Genomic DNA, 20,964 nt, shown 5'->3' with positions numbered 1-20,964 from the left:
GGCTTATTTAACACTGTACGGTTTAACAACTCCGCCCAGCCCCGAGATCCCCTGCAATGTGCCAACGGCAGCCTGCATTTTCGCTTTCGAAGCATCCGGCCCCACGTAAATACGGGTAATTTGCCCCTGCACCGGCGTGGACGGAACGGTAAAGGCGCGGTAGCCCGACAGGCGCAACTGTGCGACGATCTCATTCACTTTTGCCGCATTTTTCAACGCACCCAGCTGTACAACCCAGGCCTGCCCTGATGGGGCTGATTCCGTCACTGGTGGCTGGCTCTCAACAGGCGCCTCCACTTTCGGCTCAGGCTTCTCAACCGGTTTCGGTTTTTCAACAGGTTTAGGCTTCTCGATCGGTTTTTCGACCGGTTTAGGCTGCGGCTTCGGCTTTTCCACCACTTTCGGCTGCTGCTGCGCAGGCTTCACCGGCGGTGGCGTCACTACCGTTGGCTGGTTATGAGACTGCGGCGCGGTGGAGCCGCTGTCGGCCTGTGAGGAGTTGTCGTTAGCATTGCTACCCGCACTGATCGCCGCCCCTGCCCCTTCCGGCGGTTGTGCCGGTAAGGTTTGCGTCACAGGCGGAACCAAATCGGTTTCCTGCTGGTCTTCGGGTTTCGGCACCAGAGGAATAGCCGCAAACTCTTCTTTATAATGCTTCTTTTTACCATCGAGTAAGCCGGGCAGCACAATCACACCCAGCGCCACAATGATAATGGTTCCGACTAAACGGTTTTGAAACTTACTTGCCACTGCCGTTCTCCGTTTCCATCGTTTCCATGACCTGTGCCACGGTGTGGAACGAACCACACACCAGCACAATATCCTGTTCGGTTGCCTGTTGCAGCGCCTGTCGCCAGGCAAGCTCAACCGAGCCAAACGCCTGCGCACCCTCAAGATGCACCATCAGCTGTTCAGCGGTGGCACCGCGCGGGCCGTCGAGCGGTGCACAGTACCAGTAATCCACCTGCGGCGAGAGGCACGCCAGCGTACCGGCAATGTCTTTATCATGCAGCATGCCTACCACCGCATGAACCTTGCCGTTGCGTGGCACTTCTGCCAGGCGCCCCGCCAGATAGCCTGCCGCATGGGGGTTGTGCGCAACATCAAGGATCACCCGCGGTGATTCGGCGACCGTCTGAAAACGACCGGGCAACATGGCCTGGTGCAGTGAACGACGGATTATTGCCTCATCAACGTTAAGCGGGGATGCACGCAGCGCCGCAAGTGCGGTAGCCGCATTCGGCAATGGGACTTGTGGCAACGGCAGCTGCTCCACAGTGCCGTGGGCATCGCGGAAAGACCAGCTGTCATGAGTTACGCTGTATGACCAGTCTCGGTCGCGCTGCAACAGCTGTGCGCCCTTCTCTGCGGCCACATCCGCGATGGTGTGCGGCATATCCGGCTCACCCACTACGGCAGGTTTCCCCGCGCGGAACACCCCGGCTTTCTCACGGCCGATGCTTTCGCGATCCGGCCCGAGCCAGTTGGTATGATCCAGCGCAATACTGGTTACCACGGCGACATCGGCATCCACAATATTGGTGGCATCAAGACGCCCGCCCAGCCCGACTTCAAGGATCACCACATCCAGCTTCGCCTCAGCAAACAGCCACAGCGCCGATAGTGTGCCGTACTCAAAGTAGGTCAGCGTGGTGTCACCCCGGCCCGCTTCAATGGCCGCAAAGGAGGTGGTATGCGCTGACTCCGCCAGTTCTTCACCCTGAATGCGCACCCGTTCGGTGTAACGCACCAGATGCGGCGAACTGAAAACGCCCACGCGATAGCCCGCCGCCATCAGCACCGTTTCAAGGGTTCGGCAGGTGGTGCCTTTACCATTGGTTCCGGCGACGGTGAAAACCACAGGGGCTGGTGTCAGAAGGTCGAGAGAAGAGGCAACGCGCCGGATACGATCCAGCCCAAGTTCGATAGCCTGAGCGTGTAAATGCTCAAGATAATAAAGCCACGAGGCAAGAGGCGACGTGGCTTGAGGAAGATTATCCATGTGTCCCGTTCACAACGTTACGGTTCATTGGTGAAAGGGACGCAGGGTCCCTTTCTCATCATCGGTCAGGCCTCGTGGCTCTGGGATGCGTCAGCAGGCGCTTCTTTGACAATATCTTCCTCAGGTGCAGGCAGATTCATCATTTTCGCCAGCACACTGGCCAGCTTGAAGCGCATTACCGGACGGCGGACGATCATGTCAATCGCGCCTTTTTCGATCAGGAACTCACTGCGCTGGAAGCCCGGCGGCAGTTTTTCGCGCACGGTCTGCTCAATCACGCGTGGACCCGCGAAGCCGATCAGGGCTTTAGGTTCCGCAATGTTCAGATCGCCCAGCATCGCAAAGCTGGCAGAAACGCCGCCCATAGTTGGGTCGGTCAGCACGGAGATATAAGGCAGACCACGTTCCTGCATCTTCGCCAGTGCTGCACTGGTTTTTGCCATCTGCATCAGCGACATCAGCGCTTCCTGCATACGGGCACCGCCTGACGCAGAGAAACAGATCATCGGGCAGTTATCTTCCAGTGCCTGCTCAACCGCACGCACGAAGCGCGCGCCCACCACGGAACCCATTGAGCCGCCCATAAAGGAGAACTCAAACGCGGCTGCAACAACCGGCATCCCGTGCAGGGTACCTTTCATCACAATCAGCGCGTCGGTTTCGTTGGTCTCTTTCTGAGCCGCAACCAGACGATCTTTGTATTTTTTTGAATCCCGGAACTTGAGCACATCTTTTGGTTCCAGTTCACTGCCCAGCTCAATCAGTGAGCCTTCGTCCAGCACACTGTGCAGACGATCGCGACCATGCATGCGCATGTGATGGTCGCATTTAGGGCAGACTTCCAGATTACGTTCCAGCTCGGCGCGGTAGAGAACCTGCCCGCAGCTATCACATTTTGTCCAGACCCCTTCAGGAATGCTTGCTTTACGCGATGGGGTGATGGTGCTCTTATTGAGAATTCGTTCAATCCAGCTCATTGATGACCTTTCTGTTTGAACCTGGCGCTCCTGCTGGGGAGCGCCAGTTTTTCTTTTTCCACGCAGCGACCTGTAGTCGCAGCGCAAACCATAATTTATCGCTCATTAAACCATAACCGCCCGTGACTGTGGATAAAAATCTGGTCAGAGGGCGCAAGCCTGAGGATTTATTTTATTGCTGTTTCTGCTGACGTGCTGCGCGGCGATGACGTACCACTTCAATCACTCCTGGCAATACCGATAGCAGGATAATCGCCACAATCAATAGCTTAAGGTTTTCCTGCACCACCGGGAAATTACCAAACAGATAACCCGCATAGGTAAACAGCAGCACCCATAGCAGTCCGCCCGCCACGTTGTACAGGGCAAAATGACGATAGGACATCTTGCCCATTCCCGCCACAAACGGGGCGAAAGTACGGACGATCGGCACGAAGCGCGCCAGAATAATGGTTTTCCCGCCATGACGCTCATAAAATGCATGGGTTTTATCAAGATAGCTGCGACGGAAGACTTTTGAATTGGGATTACTGAACAGCTTATCGCCAAACAGCCGCCCGATCGTGTAGTTCACCGCATCACCCAGTATCGCGGCGACGACCATCAGTGCCACCATCGTATGCACATTGAGGTCATTGCCTGGCAGTGCGGCCAGCGCCCCCGCAACAAACAGCAGGGAATCCCCTGGCAGGAATGGCGTCACCACCAGACCGGTTTCACAGAACAGGATCAAAAACAGAATGGCATACACCCAGACACCGTACTGGGCAACCAGCTCCGCGAGGTGGACGTCGATATGCAAAATGAAGTCGACAACAAAACGAATCAATTCCATACAGGCTTCCTTTAATACTCCAGGCCAGGGTTAATCCCCGAGGAACAGTGGTCCCATCGGTGGACGGGGTATTTCAAAACGGGCGGGATAGTCGACCGCGACCAGATACAGACCCTCTGCCCGCCCTGTCGCCGCTGCCAGCTTGCGGTCTTTTGCCGCCAGCAACTCTGCTATCCAACTCTCAGGCTGATTTCCACAACCCACTTCCATCAGACTGCCAACAATGTTGCGCACCATGTGATGCACAAACGCATTGGCTTTAATATCGACCACCACATACGCGCCGTGGCGGCTGACGTTCAGATGCATCACATTACGCATTGGCGTACGTGACTGGCACTGCACGGCACGGAACGAGGTAAAGTCATTCTCGCCCAGCAGGCACTGCCCGGCACGCTGCATTTTTTCCACATCCAGCGGATGATAAAAATGCGTGATGCCACCCCCGAGGATCGCCGGCCGCAGCCGCTGGTTATAAATCATATAACGGTAACGGCGAGCCGTGGCGCTGAAGCGGGCGTGGAAATCATCCGGCACCGCTTTCACCCAACGCACGGCAATATCCGCTGGCAGATGGGTGTTCACGCCCAGCGTCCAGGCGGCATCTTTACGCTGCGAGGTGGTCTCAAAATGCACCACCTGCCCTGTACCATGCACCCCGGCATCGGTGCGCCCGGCGCAGACCACTTCCACCGGATGGTTGGCGACTTTTGTCAGCGCAATCTCCAGCTTTTCCTGCACGCTGCGGACTTCCTGCTGCCGCTGCCATCCGTAATAGCGGCTACCATCATATTCAATGCCCAGCGCGAGTTTTAACGTCGGCTGTGGCACGGCGATGTCGGACATTAGTAGAAGTACTCCTGCACCAGCTTCTCAGCGGTTTTGACGGCCATCAATGCCCCGCCAAAACGCACGTTGTCGGCCACGGACCAGAACTGCAACAGTTCAGGAATACCGTAATCATTGCGCACACTACCAATACTGAGGTGCGCACTACCGGAAGCATCGCCCACCTGCGTCGGGAAATCATCTTCTGCCGTCAGGTTGATATCTTCCACCTGGCCCAGCGCGTCACGGGCTTCTTCTGCAGAGATCGGGCGCAGATTCTCAATGTAGACAATCTGCGCGTTACCGTAGAATACCGGTGCCTGAATGGTGCTGACCGCAATCGGCAACCCATCGTCCTGCAGGACTTTACGCACCTGCTCTACCAGACGACGTTCCTGCGGCACACTGCCCTCTTTATCGGCAATCAGCGGCAGCACGTTGAACGCCAACTGACGACCAAAATAGCCGTCTTCCGCAGGAAGGCCGTTCAGCAGCCGCGCACTTTCACCGGCCAGCGAATCCACCGCCGCCTTGCCGTGGGAGGATGCCGCCAGCAGATTCGTTACCTGCAAACGCCCCAGACCTGCCTGATCAACCAGCGGTTTGATGGCGCACAGCAGCTGGCTGGTTAATGCATCGGCCACGCTGATAATATTGCGGTTACGGTAATCGGCGAGTACCTGTGGATTGACATCCGGCACCACTAACGGGACATCCGGCTCAAGTGCAAACAGATCGCTGCTGTCGATCACCAGGCAACCGCCGTTAGCGGCTTCATCAGCGTAACGTGCTGATGCTTCGCGCCCGGCAACGAAAAACGCCAGTTGCACCTGCGTCCAGTCAAACTCTGCCGCATCGGACACGTGTAACGATTTACCTTCATAGCGCAGCACTTCACCCGCACTACGCTCGCTTGATAGCGCATACAGCTCACCAACAGGGAACTGACGTTCCGCCAGCAATTCCAGTAAAGCTCCCCCTACTGCGCCTGTCGCACCTAAGATTGCGATATTCCAGCCGTCGGACATGTTGGTTTACTCCAGACAATGACACAAAAATAGAAGGCGGTGAGTTCACCGCCCGAATTTTGGGAATAAACCTACGTAGGGGATTCACCCTACGCAGGTTGACTTAATAAAGACTTAAAGGTGGGCCGCGTTAAAGCCCAGCTTATTCAGCAGCACAGCGGTGTCGGCGTTATCACACTCAACCCGCAGCGAAGACCACTCGCGGCGCTCCTGATAATTCTTGCGCAGACGATCAAACTCACCTGGGATCGCAGCCACATGGCGCAGCGGCGCATCATCGCGGCGCACATCATACACCAGATGCACCAGACGTTTCAGCGTTGCCTGATCCAGCTCACCGCGCAGCGTGATGCGGCCAAATTCCGGTGCGGGCAGCAGCGTATCCAGCGCCACCTGCTGCGGTTGGCCGATGAACTGTGTCCAGGCTTCAAAAACCTGGGTGGTACCGCGTGCTTTCCCTTCCAGGGTGTAACCGGCGATATGCGCCGTGGCGATATCCACTTTATTCAGCAGCGGCAGCGACAGCTCCGGTTCTGGCTCCCAAACGTCCAGTACCACGCTGAGGTCATCACGCTGTTCCAGCACCTTCAGCAACGCGGCATTGTCCACCACCGGGCCACGGCAGGCGTTGATCAGAATGGTGCCCGGTTTCAGCGCCAGCAACAGGGCTTCATCAGCCATATGCAGCGTCTGGTAAGGGCCCTGTTTAAACAGCGGAGTATGGAAGGTCAGCACGTCGGCTTCCGCCACCAGCTGTGCCAGTGGCTGGAAGTCCCCTTCATCACCGCGTTCGGCACGTGGGGGATCGCACAGCAGCGTGCGAATGCCCAGCGCCTCAAGACGCGCCTGCAGGCGCCCCCCAACGTTGCCCACTCCCACAATGCCGACGGTACGGTCGGTTAACTGGAAACCGTCACGTTCGGCCAGTAACAACAGCGAGGAGAAGACGTACTCCACCACCGCAATGGCGTTACAGCCGGGTGCGGCTGAAAACGCAATCCCCTGCTGGTTAAGCCAGCTCTCGTCGATATGATCGGTGCCTGCGGTGGCGGTCCCGACAAATTTCACCGGCTTGCCGCTCAGCAGTTCGGCATTCACTTTGGTCACTGAGCGCACCATCAACCCGTCGGCATCATCCAGCTCTTGCTGCGGGATCGGACGGCCCGGCACGGCCACAACGTCGCCAGTACGGCTGAACAGTTCACGGGCGTACGGCATATTTTCATCAACGAGAATTTTCACAAGCGGTTTCCAGTCGGTTCAGTGAGGGGCGTTATTCTGCCATAAAGCAGGAAAGCGAATAACCCGCATATGCGGGTAACGGCAAAAAAGGAGGGTATCAGGTTACCTCGCTTCAGAGCGCTGTTGCCGATAGCGTTCTGGCGTGGTGCCCGACTGTTGCTGAAACATCACGATCAGCGCGGAAGCCGAGCTGTACCCTAAATCCAGCGCCACATCCTGCACACTTTTTCCCCGTTCCAGCAGTGAAACCGCATGCAAAAACCGCAGACGCTGCCGCCACTCGCTGAAGGATATGCCCAGCAGTGCCTGGCAGCGCCGTGAGAGTGTGCGCTCGGTGGTGTAGACCCGCTGCGCCCACTGAGCCAGCGTGGTGTTATCGGCCGGATTCTGCTCCAGCGCCTGAAGCACCGGCGCGAGGGTCTTATCCTGGGTGGAAGGCAGATAGCTTTGTTGACTCTCTGCTACCCGTAGCTGATCGATCAATACTTCACAGAGGCGAAGATCCTGCGTCGTCTGTGGCACCAGCAGCTCGCGCGCGGCGCACTCTTCGATAATCGCATGCACCACCGGACTGACGCGCAGCAGGCAGGCACGCTCGGGAAACCCCTGGCATGCATCCGCTGCAATATTAAGCGTGCGAAAATAGGCTGCTTTATGGTTGTAACAGGCGTGCTGATGGCCAGGCGGTACCCAGATCGGCAAATTGGGCGGCGTCAGCAGGCGCTCTCCCTCTACTTGCATCTCCAGCACATTACATTTCACAAAAATCACCTGCCCCCAGGGATGCTGATGCGGCAGATACTCTGTACGGGCATTGGCCAGTTCATAGCGGAAAAAGAGGGGAAGCCGTTCGGCATCCTTAGGAGCCTGGTACGTCAGTTGCTGGATCATCTTGTCCTGTTCCGGCGTGCATTTGTCTTATTATCGTTATCTGTATTAAACAGGACAAGTTTACACTAAAGCTCTCACGCTAACCTTAAGAGCATACTGATGAGTTTTCTGTTTCCCCTGCTGGCCGTGCTGATCTGGTCGATCAATGCGATTGTCAGCAAAATGTCGGCTGCAGCGATCGATCCTGCTGCGATCTCCTTCTATCGCTGGCTGCTGGCCCTGCTGATTCTGGCACCTTTTGCCCTGCCTGGCGTCTGGCGCAATCGCCAGCAGATCAAGCAATCATGGTGGAAACTGCTGGTGCTTGGCCTGCTCGGTATGGTGCTGTATCAAAGCCTGGCGTATTACGCTGCACACAGCGTCAGCGCACTGTTTATGGGCATTCTTAATGCACTGATCCCCTTACTGACCGTGTTGTTCAGCGTGGTGATAATACGACTGGCCCCGACGCAGGGCATACTGCTGGGCAGCCTGCTCTCCTTTTCCGGGCTGGTATGGCTGGTCAGCGAAGGTAATCCAGCGCAGCTGTTATCACACGGATTAGGCAAAGGTGAGATAATGATGTTCGCCGCATCCGCCTCTTATGCGCTGTACGGCGTACTGACCAAACGCTGGGCAATTCCTTTGCCGAACTGGCAAAGCCTGTGGATGCAGATCTTTTTTGGCGTCTTGCTACTGACACCTAACTTCCTGCGGGCACCCGATGTATCACTTAACACGCACAATATTCCGCTCATTTTGTTTGCCGCCATCCCTGCTTCGATCGTGGCACCTTTCCTTTGGGTACAGGGCGTAATGCGTATGGGAGCCAGCACGGCCAGTATTTTCATGAATCTGGCTCCGATTTTTACTGCAATTATTGCCGTGACCTTTCTGAATGAATCACTGCACAGTTATCATTTTATCGGTGGAGGTATCACACTCGCTGGCGTCGTTCTCGCCCAAAATCTCCGCAAGCCCTTGATGACCAGAAGAAAGTAATCACTCTCAAACCGCCGATGTTGTCACGCCCTTCTCCTTAGCAGTTGCACTTTCAGCTGCTAAGATCATTCTAATAATAAAATACGCCCCACCTCCCCTCCTTAATTTTCATTAAAAAAACACACCTAAGATTAAATTTAAAACACCCTGATATTATTTTGGCTTATTTACTATTTACCAATTTCTACTACAAGCTACTCTTCTTCACATGAAAAAAACAAAAACACAATGACGTGAATCATTAACAAGGTAAACAATGTGCCTGCTTTTATTCTAACGAAAGTACATCATCTGAAACCAGTGACATCGCTTAAAAAGCCCTATCCTGCCAGGTGGTTTTTATCCATTTCATTTCACACCAAAACCTTATTTAGTTGCTTTTCATGCAATTAAACACCCCCGTTTTTTTTAACGGGAATACCCAAGCAAGGGTTTCCCTGTAATAACCCTTGTGCTTCAGGAATCAACCACGTTACTCAATAAGGATATACAGATGAAAAAAAGACTACTGGCAACCTCGATGATCGCTGCTCTGGCCCTCCCTGTCCCGGCAGTTATTGCGGCAAACGGCACGATCACGTTCACAGGAGATATATCAAATACGACGTGCAACGTTAGCGTCAATGGCCGTAACAGCAGCACGACCATCGTATTTGAACCTATTTCGGCCTCCGCACTTGCCAAAGCAGGTGAAGTTGCTAATGAACAGCCTGTGATCCTGACGTTAACCAACTGCCAGAACCCAACAGAAAATGTTCGTGCTCTCTTTGACAGCACTGAAACAGACAGCATGACAGGTAACCTGAAAAATAAAGGCTCTGCGGCGAATGTTCAGGTCCAGCTAATGGACAACAACCGTAAGCCGATCAAGTTAGGCGATGGATCACAGGCCAGCGGCCCTTCATTCAAAATAGTCGACGATTTAGCGACTCTCAATTATTTCGCACGTTATTACGCTACGGATAAAGTGGAAGCTGGTGATGTCAGTACAGTCGTTAATTACTCGTTAAGCTATTTCTAATTTTTTCTCCCAGTGCAAGAAGCAATTCTTGCACTTTTATGTTTACTGACAAGCCGAGCCACCATCATGTCTGTTGTAAGCAATATGTCCCTGTCAGCCTGGAAATGCCTGCCTTTTTATCTTGTTGCCTCACTCCTTTCTCAGCAGGCTAACGCCAATGTTATTATTAATGGAACACGTGTTATCTATCCACAACAAAAAAATGAAGTGAATATTCATTTGAGTAATGATAGTGATAAGCCTGCGCTGGTTCAGTCCTGGATTGACAATGGTGATGAAAATGCTGCTTTAGACAAAATATCCGTTCCTTTTGTCCTCACACCGCCGATTGTCCGTATTGAACCGAACAGCGGGCAAACGCTGAGGATCACCTGGACAGGCACAGCGTTGCCTCAGGATAAAGAATCTATCTTTTGGTTAAATATTTTGGATATTCCGCCAAAAAGTGCAACCGCCATCAACGCCGATATATTGCAAATGGCGATCCGCAGTCGCCTGAAAATTTTCTTCCGACCGCCCGCCCTGAATGCCAATGGCGCGAATCAGGCATTCCACGATTTACAGTGGCAACGCTCCACTTCCGCGCCAGGTACGGTGTTACGGGTAAATAACCCCTCTGCGTACTTTATTAATGTCTCCAATGTAAAAATTGAAACGCGTCGTAAGGAGATCAAAAGCCTGAATGGCGAAATGATTGCGCCAAAAAGCTCCGCTGAGTTCAGGTTTACTGCGCTTCCAGAAAAAATTGAAAATGCCGCCCTACGTTATGAAGTCATTAATGACTACGGCAGTATCACTACGGTCAAAAATACACAGTAAGCCAGATAAAAGAGTCACGAATGAGATGAGATCTCACAGGGAGAGCTAAGATGCCCAGGACAAGGCGCATTCATTTTTTCTGTTATTCAGTATCTGGCGTATTGCTGGCAGGAGTGATGGGATGGGATATCCAGCGGAGTGCCTTCGCTGCCCCTGCTGAGGGATATGCCAGCTTTGATATCAACCTGTTACGCCACCCATCGGATAAAAAAATCGATGTCACCCAGTTCAACCACCGCCATGCTCTTCCTCCCGGCGCTTATGATGTCGGGGTGATGCTGAATAATAAATATGTTGGCTATACACGTCTGCAGGTCAAAAAAAACCATGAAGAGTCGGTTATTTGTACTACCCGCTCGCTGATCAATTTGCTCCCCCTTAAACCCGGAGAGATTGATAGCAAAAAAATGGCAGAGCTGGATGATGCCGACCACTGCCGCAGTCTGGATTACTGGGTTCCCAGTGGCCAGGGTTACATTGATGTTTCCACATTGCAGATGATCGTTACTGTCCCTCAGGTACTGCTGATGCAGCGCGCCCAAAATGAAGTTGACCCCGCGCAGTGGGATGGCGGCGTGAACGCGCTAATCCTCGGGTACAACGCGAATTATTATCAATCAAAACAGGATGATAACGCATATCGCTCATTCTACAACGGAGACAATATTGGCCTGAATTTATGGGGATTTATGTTTCGCCACCGTGGCTCAATGAACTGGCAGAATAACAGCGGAACCCACTATCAGAGTTTGCGTAATTACATGGAACATGGCATTAGTGCGCTGAGATCGCGCATTATCATCGGCGATACGGATACCAGTGGTCATCTGTTCGACAGTTTTTCTCTACGCGGCGTCTTGCTCTACAGCGACGATAATATGCTGCCAGATTCCAGGCGTGGCTATGCCCCGATGATCCGGGGTGTGGCCGAAACCAATGCGCGTATCAGCGTGCGGCAAAATAACGTGCTGCTGTACGAAACCACCGTCTCTCCCGGCCCCTTCAGCATTGATGACCTTTATCCCACCGGGTACGGCGGCGATCTGACCGTGACCATTCGCGAGTCCGATGGCCGTGAGAGCCAATTTATGGTGCCCTATGCTGCGGTTCCACAGCTGGTTCGCCCCGGGCTAACAAAGTACAGCCTGACTGCAGGCACCTTACGTAACATGAACCTGTCAAAGCAGGACGCCGTCGCACAGCTCACGTTACAACGGGGCATCAATAATCTGCTGACGGGCTACGGCGGCGTATTAACGACACGTGATTACCATGCTTTCCTGCTGGGCGGGGCCATAGGCAGCTCATGGGGTGCGCTGGCACTGGATGTCACACAGGCACAGACCGACACTCAGGATCGTCATCTTTCAGGGCAGAGCTATCGCGCCACCTACAGTAAAGGGTTCAATGCCAGCAGCAGCACGATGTCATTGAGCGCATGGCGATTTTCCTCTCCAGGCTATCTCGGTCTGAATGATGCCATGTCTGCCATTGATTATGCCCGGCACCCTTCTCCCGGTTCGTATAACTCTGCATTCCTGTCCCCTCGCAGCCGCTTATCCGCCAGTCTGGCACAAGGATTTCCCGGCAAATGGGGACAGCTTTATCTGACCGCTATTCGGCAGAGTTACTGGGGGAGCCGGAGCACCAACAATCAACTACAGGCTGGTTACAGTAATACTTTTGGTTCCCTGAGCTGGTCCCTTTCCGTTAACCGGGTCAATGGACGTGATGGCGAAGAGACGCAATACACGCTGGGTCTGTCAGTCCCACTGGGTGGCAGTGCGCGCCATACCTATTTGAATATGAATGTGAGCCACGATGCGGAAGGAATGTCCAGCCAGGCGAGTATCAACAGCACATTGGGTGCCGAACAGCAGTTTGATTACGCCCTGGGTCTGCGTCATGACAGCCAGCAACGCGCCAGCGCGAATCTGGCGGCGAACTGGCACACGCGTTACACCTCCGTTCAGGGAAGTGTGGAACAAGGCAGGCACAGCCAGTCATGGTCCGGTGGGCTGAGTGGTGCGTTAGTGGCATTACCTGATGGCGTGGTGACCAGCCCCTGGTACAGTGAAACCATGGCACTGGTCGATGCACCTAACGCCTACGGCGCAAGGGTCGAAGGCCATTCCGGGCTGACGCTGAACCCACAGGGACGCGCGCTGGTGCCTTATCTGCGTCCCTATCGACTGAATGAAATCACGCTCGATCCACAAGGGCTGCCCACCGATATTGAACTGAAAAGTACCCGTCAGCAGACCGCGCCTCATACCGGTGCGCTGGTCAAAGTCAATTTTGCCACGTCACGCGGGCGAGCTGTGTTGATTCATTCAACGCTGCCCGATGGAAAGAGCCTGCCCTTTGGCGCAGTCGTGCAGGATGAACAGGGTAATCACCTTGGGCTGGTCGCGCAGGGCGATCTGATTTACGTTCGCCTGCCCCCAGGGCGCTCACACCTGCAAATTAAATCAGGCGATACCAGCCTGTGTTCGCTATCGCTGCAGCTTAGCCCTCACGCCACTCTGCAAAACGGTTTTGAGCGTTTTAGTCAACCCTGCTTACCCCTTTCTGCCCATTGATGATGAGCGTATAAAATGAATAACCGTCTGATTTTATTGATATCAACCACCCTTGTCGCGCTGTCATTTTTCAGCCTGAATGCTCAGGCCGGGTCGCTTAAATGTGCTGCCGCCACCAATAAGGCTTTCCCGCTGGTACTGTTCAACGGCAGCAACAACATCAAACTCTCCTCTTCCCTGCCAATTGGCAAGACAGTTTTCAACCAAAGTTACACCCTCGATGTCTGGTGCAGCATCAGCGATCCTCTTCAGCAGGAAGCCGAAATGGCTTTTTTGATTCGCCGCACCAGCATGCAAACACTGGGCAATGGCTTAACCCTGTTCACCACGGTTAACGGCAACCGTGGCAGCGAATACAGCGTTGTCAGTTCCGGGATCATGATTGATAACCATAATGCTGCCGCCAGCCTGCCGTCCCGTACCTGGCAGCACTTTTCTCTCAATGTCACCGTTGATATCGTCAAAACGGCAAAGACACCTGAACGCCCGGAGCAGGTCACCCCGATCCCTTCACGTATTGCCCTTTTCGAGGTGGGATCGGAAACCGGAATAAAAAATGCAAAGTTTATGATGCTGGATGCCACTACCGGCCTGACGTTTATCGCCCAGAGCTGCCAGATTCAGGGACTTGCCTCATTTAATGTCCCACTAGGTCAGGTCAGAACACGGCGCGAACAGGGGCTGGGATCCGGCATCGGATCGACAAATGCAGGTAAACCTTTCTCACTTCATTTTCTCTGCGACACGGATGTGTCCGGTAACTTCACTGTGCTAATGCAACTTGATGGCACGGCCCCCACCGGTACGGTCAATCCCAGTTTGATTGCCCTCAGTGATGAGGCGAACAGCGCCACTGGGGTAGCACTGCAAATCTTACATACTGACAACGGCACGCCGGTGAATATCGGCCAGCGCTGGCAAATCGCCCGCTATCCGCTGGCCGATCGCACCCTCACCGTCTCCTTCCTGGCACGCTATTACCAGACGGCGGAACGCATCACCCCCGGTAAGGCTAATAGCACCCTGACCTGGACCCTCAACTACCTTTAACCCGCCACCATGAAAAAAAAGGGGGAAAGCATCGGGATTGTTCCCCGTTCCTCTACCTATCACCGGACGGGATTGTTATCATAGTGGATGACCATTCTGTTCCGGCGCCCCCCGGACGTTGACTCTGACTGAAGGACTTCGCCATGCAACCTATAAGCGGCCCCGGTGCGCCGTTACCCGGCGATCGCCCGACGATCGATGCCCGAACCGGCGCAACACGCCCGGGCACCAGTACGGGAACGGGCGAACAGCCTCTGACACCCGCGCAGCGCACCACGCTGGAGCGCCTGATCGTCAAGATTATGTCGCTCAGTTCGCTGAAATCTGCCGAGCTTTGGGCCGGGTTACGTCATGAAGTGGGGGTTAAAAACGATGCAGGTCTTCAGGCACGCCATTTTCCGCCTGCGGAACAGTTTCTTAATACCCGTCTGTCGCAGGTACAAAACACCCACGCCACACGTCAGCTTCTGCAACAACTGACAGACCTGTTACCGACCGGCAATAACCGCCAGGCGGTCAGCGATTTCATTCGTCAGCAGTTTGGTCATACCGTGCTCAGCTCGTTGAATCCTGACCAGCTTCATCAGGTGCTGACGATGTTGCAAAATGGTCAGATGGCCATTCCCCAGCCACAGCAAAACCGTGTTACCGACCGCTCTCTGCTTCCGGCAGAGCATCAGACGCTGAATCAGCAGATCTCACGTCTTGCCGCCGCGACCGGGGAACAGCCGGCCAAGCTGTGGACCTCGCTGCTGAAAGTGGTGAACCTGCACAGCGGCGACCCGATCCCATCGCGTTTCTTCCCGCTGATGAACCAGTATTTGCAGGCCAGCCAGACCCTGAGCCAGCATACTGCCCCTACGCTGATACAGCTGACCGCCACGCTAAAACAGCCGCCGGATGCCGGTGAACAGCGGATGCTGGAGGATTACAGCCAGCAGCGCTTTAACGCCGCACCGCAAACGCTGCTGACGCCAACCCAGACGCAGGATCTGCTGAACCAACTGTTCAGCCGCCGTGCAGAGCGCCTGCAAGAACAGCAGTTGGCCGACAACGAACTCAACCCACGCCCGATCACCGTGCCATTGTGGGGTGCACTTCCACCTGTGCTGCAACCCCTGGCTAATCGTCCGGTGTTTGCCGCTTTTGCCATCCTGTTTGTTGTGGTGCTGGTACTCTGGATACTGCTTTAACTTAGCAACCGCAGTCGGGCAGTGTTGTCATTTCAGGCCAACTGCCCGGCCGATCGCCTTCCGTTACCGGATGGTTATCGCGCCGCCAGAAATCCAGCCCACCAATCAACTCCTTCACCCTGAAGCCCGCCGCCGCCAGCTTCCATGCGCCTTTTGTTGATCCGTTACAGCCAATGCCGTCACAGTAAGTGATATACACTTTCTCACGGTCCCATTCCGCCAGCGTATCGGCATTCATGAAACGATGAGGGAAGCTGACGGCACCGCAGATATGCCCGGCGTGATACTGCTGCTCTGAGCGCGTATCAATCACCACAATCTCCGGCACGCCGTGTGCCAGATCCTGCGCCACATCCCAGGCATCAGCATAGAGTGCCAGCTTCTGGCGCAGCAGCGCCTCACTCTGCTCAGGTGCCGCCGGAGGAAATTGTAAAACCGCTGAAAACGAACTCATGATGCACTCCCGTTCATTATTAATGTTGCCATCATAGAATGGATGGGTCTTAATCATAAGACCCATTCTGAGACAATGATAAGACCACAATGAACCCCACTCCCGCTCCCTTTTCCGCTCTGTTTACGCGCCAGAATGGGTCTACCCTGCGGGAAAAAGTCTGTGCCATGCTGCGCGAGGCGATTGCCAGCGCAACGTTACCCGCCGGGACTCGACTGCCCTCTTCCCGCCTGCTCGCCAGCGATCTCTCACTGTCTCGCGTTACCGTTGAGGCCGCTTACAGCCAGCTGGAAAGCGAGGGATATCTCTCACGCAAAAGCGGGCGCGGCACGTTTGTTGCCATCAGCCCCTCCGTATCGCAAAACCGCCATCGCCCCGCTTCTGCGGCGCCGCAGCTGTCAGCACGCGGGGGGCAGATGGTGGCGGGAGGCGGCTGTGACGATCCGCTGTTTCCCCATGCCTTTGCCGCCGGTTCCCCGGATCTGCGTGCGTTTCCCCAGCCGCTGTGGCGGCGTCTCACCCAGCAGCGCTTGCGCTCCGATAGCACTTCCCTGATGCAGTATGGCGATCCGCTGGGTCTGCCCGATCTGCGCCAGGCGGTGGCGCACTACCTGGCGCAATCGCGCGGCGTGCGCTGTTCGGCCGACCAGGTGATGATCCTCACCAGCTCTCAGCAGGCGCTGCAAATGATCGCTCTGCTGCTGTGCGATGCCGGTGATCCGGTCGGGATGGAAGATCCCGGTTACCCGGGTGCCTGGCACGCTTTCCGCTATGCCGGGGCGCAGCTCACCAGCATCGCCACCGACGAACAGGGAGCTATCCCGCCCGACGGGCCAGCCCCACGGCTGGTCTACCTGACACCTGCCCACCAGTATCCGACCGGCGTGACGATGAGCGGGCAGCGGCGGCTGGCGTGGCTGGCGTGGGCACGTCGCCACCAACGCTGGCTGATTGAAGATGACTATGACAGTGAATTTCATTATGACGGACGCCCGCTACCGGCATTGCAGGGGCTGGAGGATCGCGCAAGGGTGCTGTATCTCGGCACTTTTTCCAAAGTGCTGTTTCCCTCGCTGCGACTGGCGTATCTGGTGGTGCCCGATGCGCTGATTGAGCCGCTGCGGCGGCTGCGCAGCGTGATGGATGGTCACAGCGCCCAGTTGATGCAGGCGGTGACGGCGGATTTTATCCAGCACGGTCATTTCGCTGCCCACCTGCGCCTGATGCGCCAGCTCTATGCCAGCCGCCGTCAACGGCTGATCGAGGAATTAAACGAGAAGCTGGCGGATCGACTCACACTGTTTCCCCAGCAGGGCGGCTTACAGTTGACGGTGCACCTGACATCCGGCGGTGAACAACGACTGACGCAGCAGGCAGTGCAGAGCGGGCTGCTGTTACCGCGTCTGTCACCGTTGTATCAGCAGCAACCTGCACGGGAAGGCTGGCTGCTGGGATTTTCTGCACTGCAACCCGCAGAGATTGTGCAGGCGGTATTAAAACTCAGCCGTCTGAGCTACTGACGGCACTGCGCGAGAAGCTGAAGGTCACGGCAATCCCCGCCAGCGCACAGATCGATCCGGCGACAAACACCGAACCGTAGCCCAGCGAGGTCGCCAGGATGCCAGTAAGCGGGCCGCTGGCCCCATAAGCGATATCCTGAAACGCCGAGAAGCCGCCAAGCGCCGTGCCACGCACCTGCGGGGCTACCCGCTTCAGCACCTCAACGCCCAGCGCCGGGAACACCAGCGAACAGCCGCAGCCGGTCAACGCCGCTCCCGCCAGCGCCACCCAGCCATTCGGCGCCAACCCAAGCAGCAGCAGCCCGCAGGCTTCCACCCCCAGCGAGATCAGCGCCACGCGCGTGCCTCCGAGCCGGTCCGGCAGCCCGCCGAACAGTACGCGCACCAGCACAAATGCCAGCCCAAACGCGGTCAGCGCAAACCCGGCATTGCCCCATTGCTGATCGGCAAAGTAGAGCGAGGTAAAGGTGCCGATCACCGCAAACCCGGTGCCCTGTAACGCCAGCGCCAGGCCCGGCTGAGTAATCTGCCCCACCACCTTCCACAGCGAGGGACGCTCGCCGCCGTGGATCGGTACAGGGCGTACGCCGGTATTGAACAATAGCGCCACCAGCGGCAGCAGGATCGTTGCCACGCCCAGCGCCATAAATCCCCACTGACTGTGTAACCACAAGCCCAGTGGCGCCCCGGCGGCCAGCGATCCATAAATCGCCATGCCGTTCCACGACATCACCTGGCCACCGCGTTTCGGCCCGACCAGCCCCATTCCCCAGGTCAGATTCCCGGTCAGTAACTGACTTTCGCCAAAGCCCAGCAACAGCCTGCCCGCCACCAGCAGGGCAAATTTCCCCATGATCGGCAGCGGCAGCAACGCCGCCAGCAGATAGGCCACACCGACCAGGGCCAGCGCCATCATGCCCTGCATCGTTGAGCGCTTTGCCCCGCGCTGATCGGCCAGCCGTCCGGCATAACCGCGGGTCAGCAGCGTGGCAAAAAACTGAATGCCGACGGCAATCCCCACCATCACATTGTTCAACCCCAACTCCTGGTGAACATAGAGCGGGATCACCGGCAGCGCGAGGCCTGCCGTCAGATAGGTGAGAAATACCGCGAAGGAAATACGTGCAAGAGCATGGGTGCCCGCTTTCGGGCTCTCATCACTGCAACTGGACATGGCGAACTTCTCCTGGAAAACCTACAGCACAGCCTGTGCCGCTCAGTTGGCTTGTGTGAAATTTTATTTTCAAAGTATCATAGATTGGCTAAAAAATTTCAAATCGTCAATATCACATCAGGAAGTTCGTGAGGAAGCCCGCAGTCAGTTATTATCAGGGCAATATTGACGATGCGGGAACAAGACATTGAAAACAGGGATATTCGCTTTAACACTGACCACACTGCTGACCAGCGTCCATGCCTTTGCCGCGGAAGAAGATACCTGCCGTAACGGCTATTTCCCCAGCTACCAGGGAGAGTATCACCAGGCAGAGATCAGCGCAGATGCAGGTAACGTCCATTTCTATGATGATGATAATGGCTGCCCGGAAAAAGGGGCAAGCTGCGCGCGTAAAGCCTATCTGGTCCCTGGTAATCAGGTGCTGGTGGCACAGACCAAACCCGGGTGGAGCTGCGTCTGGTACTTCGCGAAAAAGCGCGACTTTACCAGCTGGATCCCCACGGCCAGCCTGACCACCCTCCCGACACGCGCGGTAAAGCCTGAAGACTGGCTGGGCCTGTGGCTTCCGGTGGAAGGGTCCGATGCCATCACGCTTTCACGCAGCGGCGAAAAACTGCACGTCAGCGGTACGGCGAACTGGCACGGCGGCATCAACAGCTACGGTGAACAAGTGGTGCATATCGGTGAAATCGATGATGATGCCACGGTAGACGGCAACCGTCTGACGTTCGGCAAACCGGATTCACAGAACTACGAGTGCGGCGGTGAAATGCTGTTGATTAATGGCAATCTGGTGGTGCGCGATAACAGCAACTGTGGCGGGATGAACGTGCGCTTCGACAGTGTTTACCGCAAGAGCACAACAAAATAGTGTTCAGGGCCGCCTGCGGGCGGCTCATTGACCTTATTTTTCCTCTGAGTAAGGAAATTACGTCACCACCTTCCTCATCTTTCAGGCTAAAGCAAGGCGGCCGGATGGCAAATTCGCGAGATCGCTCGCATTCGGTGAATTCTTCCAGGCAGAAAACAGCATCTGACCGCCATACCCTGTGCTTTTTGTCGTATGAACCACTCACAATGTTATTTATTTGTTAAATAAAAATTAAATTAACAAATACACAACACTTTATCGTGGTAAAAATCCAACAACCACAGCAAAACAAACAAATAATTAACACAATAATGCTCGTAATTTTACATATAAAGTTACCGATCACACTTCTTCATCTCGCTCAACTCTTCGCCAAAATCTTCTTGCTATCTTGATCCGGTGGTCAATGCCACCTCTTACCTGACAAAAACAACGAATCAGATAACAAGGTACTGCTATGAAATTTAACCTCTCGTTACTCAATGCATGTGTTGTCTCTGCCTGTATGTTGTTCGCGACTCCGCTGCTGGCCGCAGAAAAACACGATATCGCCCTGGTGGCAAAAGTGACCGGGATCCCCTGGTTCACCCGGATGGCCGTTGGCGTAGATGAAGCCGCGAAAAAACTCGATGTAAATGCTTATCAGGTGGGCGGTTCCACTGCCGACCCGGCGCAGCAGGTGAAAGTGATTGAAGACCTGATTGCCAAGAAAGTGGATGCGATTATCGTGGTGCCGAACGACGCTAAAGTGCTGGAGCCGGTGCTGAAAAAAGCCCGCGATCAGGGCATCGTGGTGCTGACGCATGAATCCCCTGACCAGCCTATTGGCCAGTGGGATATTGAAACCATCGACAGTGTTAAATACGCCGAAAAGAATATGGACGAGCTGGCCAGCAATATGGGCGGCAAAGGCGGTTATGCCATCTATGTTGGTTCGCTGACCGTGCCCCTGCATAACGCCTGGGCGGATGCCGCCATCAAGTATCAGAAAGAAAAATACCCTGAGATGCATGAAGTCACTTCACGCCTGCCGGTGGCTGAGAGCATCGATAAATCTTACGCCACAACGCTCGATCTGATGCGCACCTACCCTGATCTGAAAGGCATTATCGGTTTCGGATCGCTTGGCCCTATCGGTGCCGGACAGGCGGTGAAAAGCAAACGTGCGAAAAATAAAATCGCCGTCGTCGGTATCGCGATGCCCGCTCAGGCTGCACCATACCTGGCAACGGGTGATATCAAGAAAGCCCTGTTGTGGGATCCAAAAGATGCCGGGTTCGCTCTGGTGAGCCTTGCCGATCAGCTGCTGGATGGCAAACAGGTTACGCCGGATCTGACCATTGACGGCCTGGGTAAAGCCGATGTGGATATGGAACACCATGTGATCCGTTTTAACCGCATTCTGGAAGTGACCAAAGATAACGCGAAATCCCTCGGCTTCTGATTGTTTTGGGCCAGCCTGACTGGCCCTTTATCCACTCCAGGGTACTGAA

Annotated in this window: 19 protein-coding genes; 9 read left to right on the top strand and 10 right to left on the bottom strand. The window is 55.2% G+C overall.

Translation table 11 applies throughout. The features are described 5' to 3' along the window. Positions 1-3: 3 nt before the first annotated feature. The 8 genes from dedD to HHI26_RS10860 all read right to left on the bottom strand — a co-directional run bounded on the left by dedD (position 4) and on the right by HHI26_RS10860 (position 7,803). Positions 4-750 carry a cell division protein DedD gene (gene dedD / locus HHI26_RS10895; protein WP_133841367.1) on the bottom strand — a complete coding sequence of 249 codons (747 nt, stop codon included), beginning with the start codon at positions 748-750 and terminating at the stop codon, positions 4-6. Continuing rightward, positions 740-2,002: a bifunctional tetrahydrofolate synthase/dihydrofolate synthase gene (gene folC / locus HHI26_RS10890; RefSeq protein ID WP_171149093.1), complete on the bottom strand. Its 1,263-nt coding sequence runs from the start codon at positions 2,000-2,002 to the stop codon at positions 740-742. The genes dedD and folC overlap by 11 nt, the downstream gene beginning before the upstream one ends. 65 nt (positions 2,003-2,067) lie before the next feature. Then, positions 2,068-2,979 carry an acetyl-CoA carboxylase, carboxyltransferase subunit beta gene (gene accD / locus HHI26_RS10885; RefSeq protein WP_159336273.1) on the bottom strand — a complete coding sequence of 304 codons (912 nt, stop codon included), beginning with the start codon at positions 2,977-2,979 and terminating at the stop codon, positions 2,068-2,070. Between the two features lie 172 nt (positions 2,980-3,151). After that, entirely contained in the window at positions 3,152-3,814 is a 663-nt protein-coding gene (locus HHI26_RS10880; protein WP_133841364.1) for a DedA family protein, read from the bottom strand. A 30-nt stretch (positions 3,815-3,844) separates the two neighbouring features. Beyond that, a complete protein-coding gene (gene truA / locus HHI26_RS10875) occupies positions 3,845-4,660 on the bottom strand; it encodes a tRNA pseudouridine(38-40) synthase TruA (protein ID WP_159336272.1) in 816 nt (271 codons plus the stop codon). Further along, positions 4,660-5,670 (bottom strand): aspartate-semialdehyde dehydrogenase, encoded by a 1,011-nt coding sequence (locus HHI26_RS10870; RefSeq protein WP_133841362.1) that lies wholly within the window; start codon positions 5,668-5,670, stop codon positions 4,660-4,662. The genes truA and HHI26_RS10870 overlap by 1 nt, the downstream gene beginning before the upstream one ends. Positions 5,671-5,784: 114 nt before the next feature. Then, positions 5,785-6,912 (bottom strand): 4-phosphoerythronate dehydrogenase PdxB, encoded by a 1,128-nt coding sequence (gene pdxB, locus HHI26_RS10865; protein ID WP_133841361.1) that lies wholly within the window; start codon positions 6,910-6,912, stop codon positions 5,785-5,787. 102 nt (positions 6,913-7,014) lie between these two features. Further along, the gene (locus HHI26_RS10860) at positions 7,015-7,803 is read right to left on the bottom strand and encodes a helix-turn-helix transcriptional regulator (protein WP_171149092.1); all 789 of its coding nucleotides are present in this window, start codon (positions 7,801-7,803) and stop codon (positions 7,015-7,017) included. Between the two features lie 99 nt (positions 7,804-7,902). Here HHI26_RS10860 and HHI26_RS10855 point away from each other — a divergent pair, with 99 nt between their 5' ends. The 6 genes from HHI26_RS10855 (at position 7,903) to flk (ending at position 15,449) form a co-directional block, all read left to right on the top strand. Continuing rightward, the gene (locus HHI26_RS10855; RefSeq protein WP_133841359.1) at positions 7,903-8,784 is read left to right on the top strand and encodes a DMT family transporter; all 882 of its coding nucleotides are present in this window, start codon (positions 7,903-7,905) and stop codon (positions 8,782-8,784) included. A 493-nt stretch (positions 8,785-9,277) separates the two neighbouring features. After that, positions 9,278-9,805, top strand: coding sequence for a fimbrial protein (locus HHI26_RS10850; protein ID WP_171149091.1), 528 nt, complete (start codon positions 9,278-9,280; stop codon positions 9,803-9,805). A 66-nt stretch (positions 9,806-9,871) separates the two neighbouring features. Next, the gene (locus HHI26_RS10845) at positions 9,872-10,624 is read left to right on the top strand and encodes a fimbria/pilus periplasmic chaperone (protein ID WP_167863585.1); all 753 of its coding nucleotides are present in this window, start codon (positions 9,872-9,874) and stop codon (positions 10,622-10,624) included. A gap of 50 nt (positions 10,625-10,674) precedes the next feature. After that, the gene (locus HHI26_RS10840; protein WP_171149090.1) at positions 10,675-13,206 is read left to right on the top strand and encodes a fimbria/pilus outer membrane usher protein; all 2,532 of its coding nucleotides are present in this window, start codon (positions 10,675-10,677) and stop codon (positions 13,204-13,206) included. 15 nt (positions 13,207-13,221) lie between these two features. After that, a complete protein-coding gene (locus HHI26_RS10835; protein ID WP_133841355.1) occupies positions 13,222-14,256 on the top strand; it encodes a fimbrial protein in 1,035 nt (344 codons plus the stop codon). A 143-nt stretch (positions 14,257-14,399) separates the two neighbouring features. Then, positions 14,400-15,449, top strand: coding sequence for a flagella biosynthesis regulator Flk (flk, locus tag HHI26_RS10830; RefSeq protein ID WP_133841354.1), 1,050 nt, complete (start codon positions 14,400-14,402; stop codon positions 15,447-15,449). Between the two features lies 1 nt (position 15,450). Here flk and HHI26_RS10825 read toward each other — a convergent pair whose 3' ends face one another. Beyond that, complete coding sequence (locus tag HHI26_RS10825) at positions 15,451-15,903, bottom strand: rhodanese-like domain-containing protein (protein ID WP_133841353.1); 453 nt, start codon at positions 15,901-15,903, stop codon at positions 15,451-15,453. Between the two features lie 89 nt (positions 15,904-15,992). Here HHI26_RS10825 and HHI26_RS10820 point away from each other — a divergent pair, with 89 nt between their 5' ends. Then, positions 15,993-17,423 (top strand): PLP-dependent aminotransferase family protein, encoded by a 1,431-nt coding sequence (locus tag HHI26_RS10820; RefSeq protein ID WP_171149089.1) that lies wholly within the window; start codon positions 15,993-15,995, stop codon positions 17,421-17,423. Here HHI26_RS10820 and HHI26_RS10815 read toward each other — a convergent pair. Continuing rightward, positions 17,404-18,597: an MFS transporter gene (locus HHI26_RS10815; protein ID WP_133841351.1), complete on the bottom strand. Its 1,194-nt coding sequence runs from the start codon at positions 18,595-18,597 to the stop codon at positions 17,404-17,406. The two genes, HHI26_RS10820 and HHI26_RS10815, sit on opposite strands and share 20 nt — an antisense overlap. A gap of 187 nt (positions 18,598-18,784) precedes the next feature. Between HHI26_RS10815 and HHI26_RS10810 the strand changes: the two genes are divergently transcribed. Beyond that, the gene (locus HHI26_RS10810; protein ID WP_167863581.1) at positions 18,785-19,471 is read left to right on the top strand and encodes a hypothetical protein; all 687 of its coding nucleotides are present in this window, start codon (positions 18,785-18,787) and stop codon (positions 19,469-19,471) included. Between the two features lie 457 nt (positions 19,472-19,928). Next, positions 19,929-20,915 (top strand): autoinducer 2 ABC transporter substrate-binding protein, encoded by a 987-nt coding sequence (locus HHI26_RS10805; protein ID WP_133841349.1) that lies wholly within the window; start codon positions 19,929-19,931, stop codon positions 20,913-20,915. The last annotated feature ends 49 nt before the right edge of the window (positions 20,916-20,964 follow it).

The sequence above is a fragment of the Erwinia sp. JH02 genome, from assembly GCF_013074405.1.
GTDB lineage: Bacteria > Pseudomonadota > Gammaproteobacteria > Enterobacterales > Enterobacteriaceae > Erwinia > Erwinia rhapontici.
This window is presented reverse-complemented; position numbering and strand designations above follow the sequence as displayed.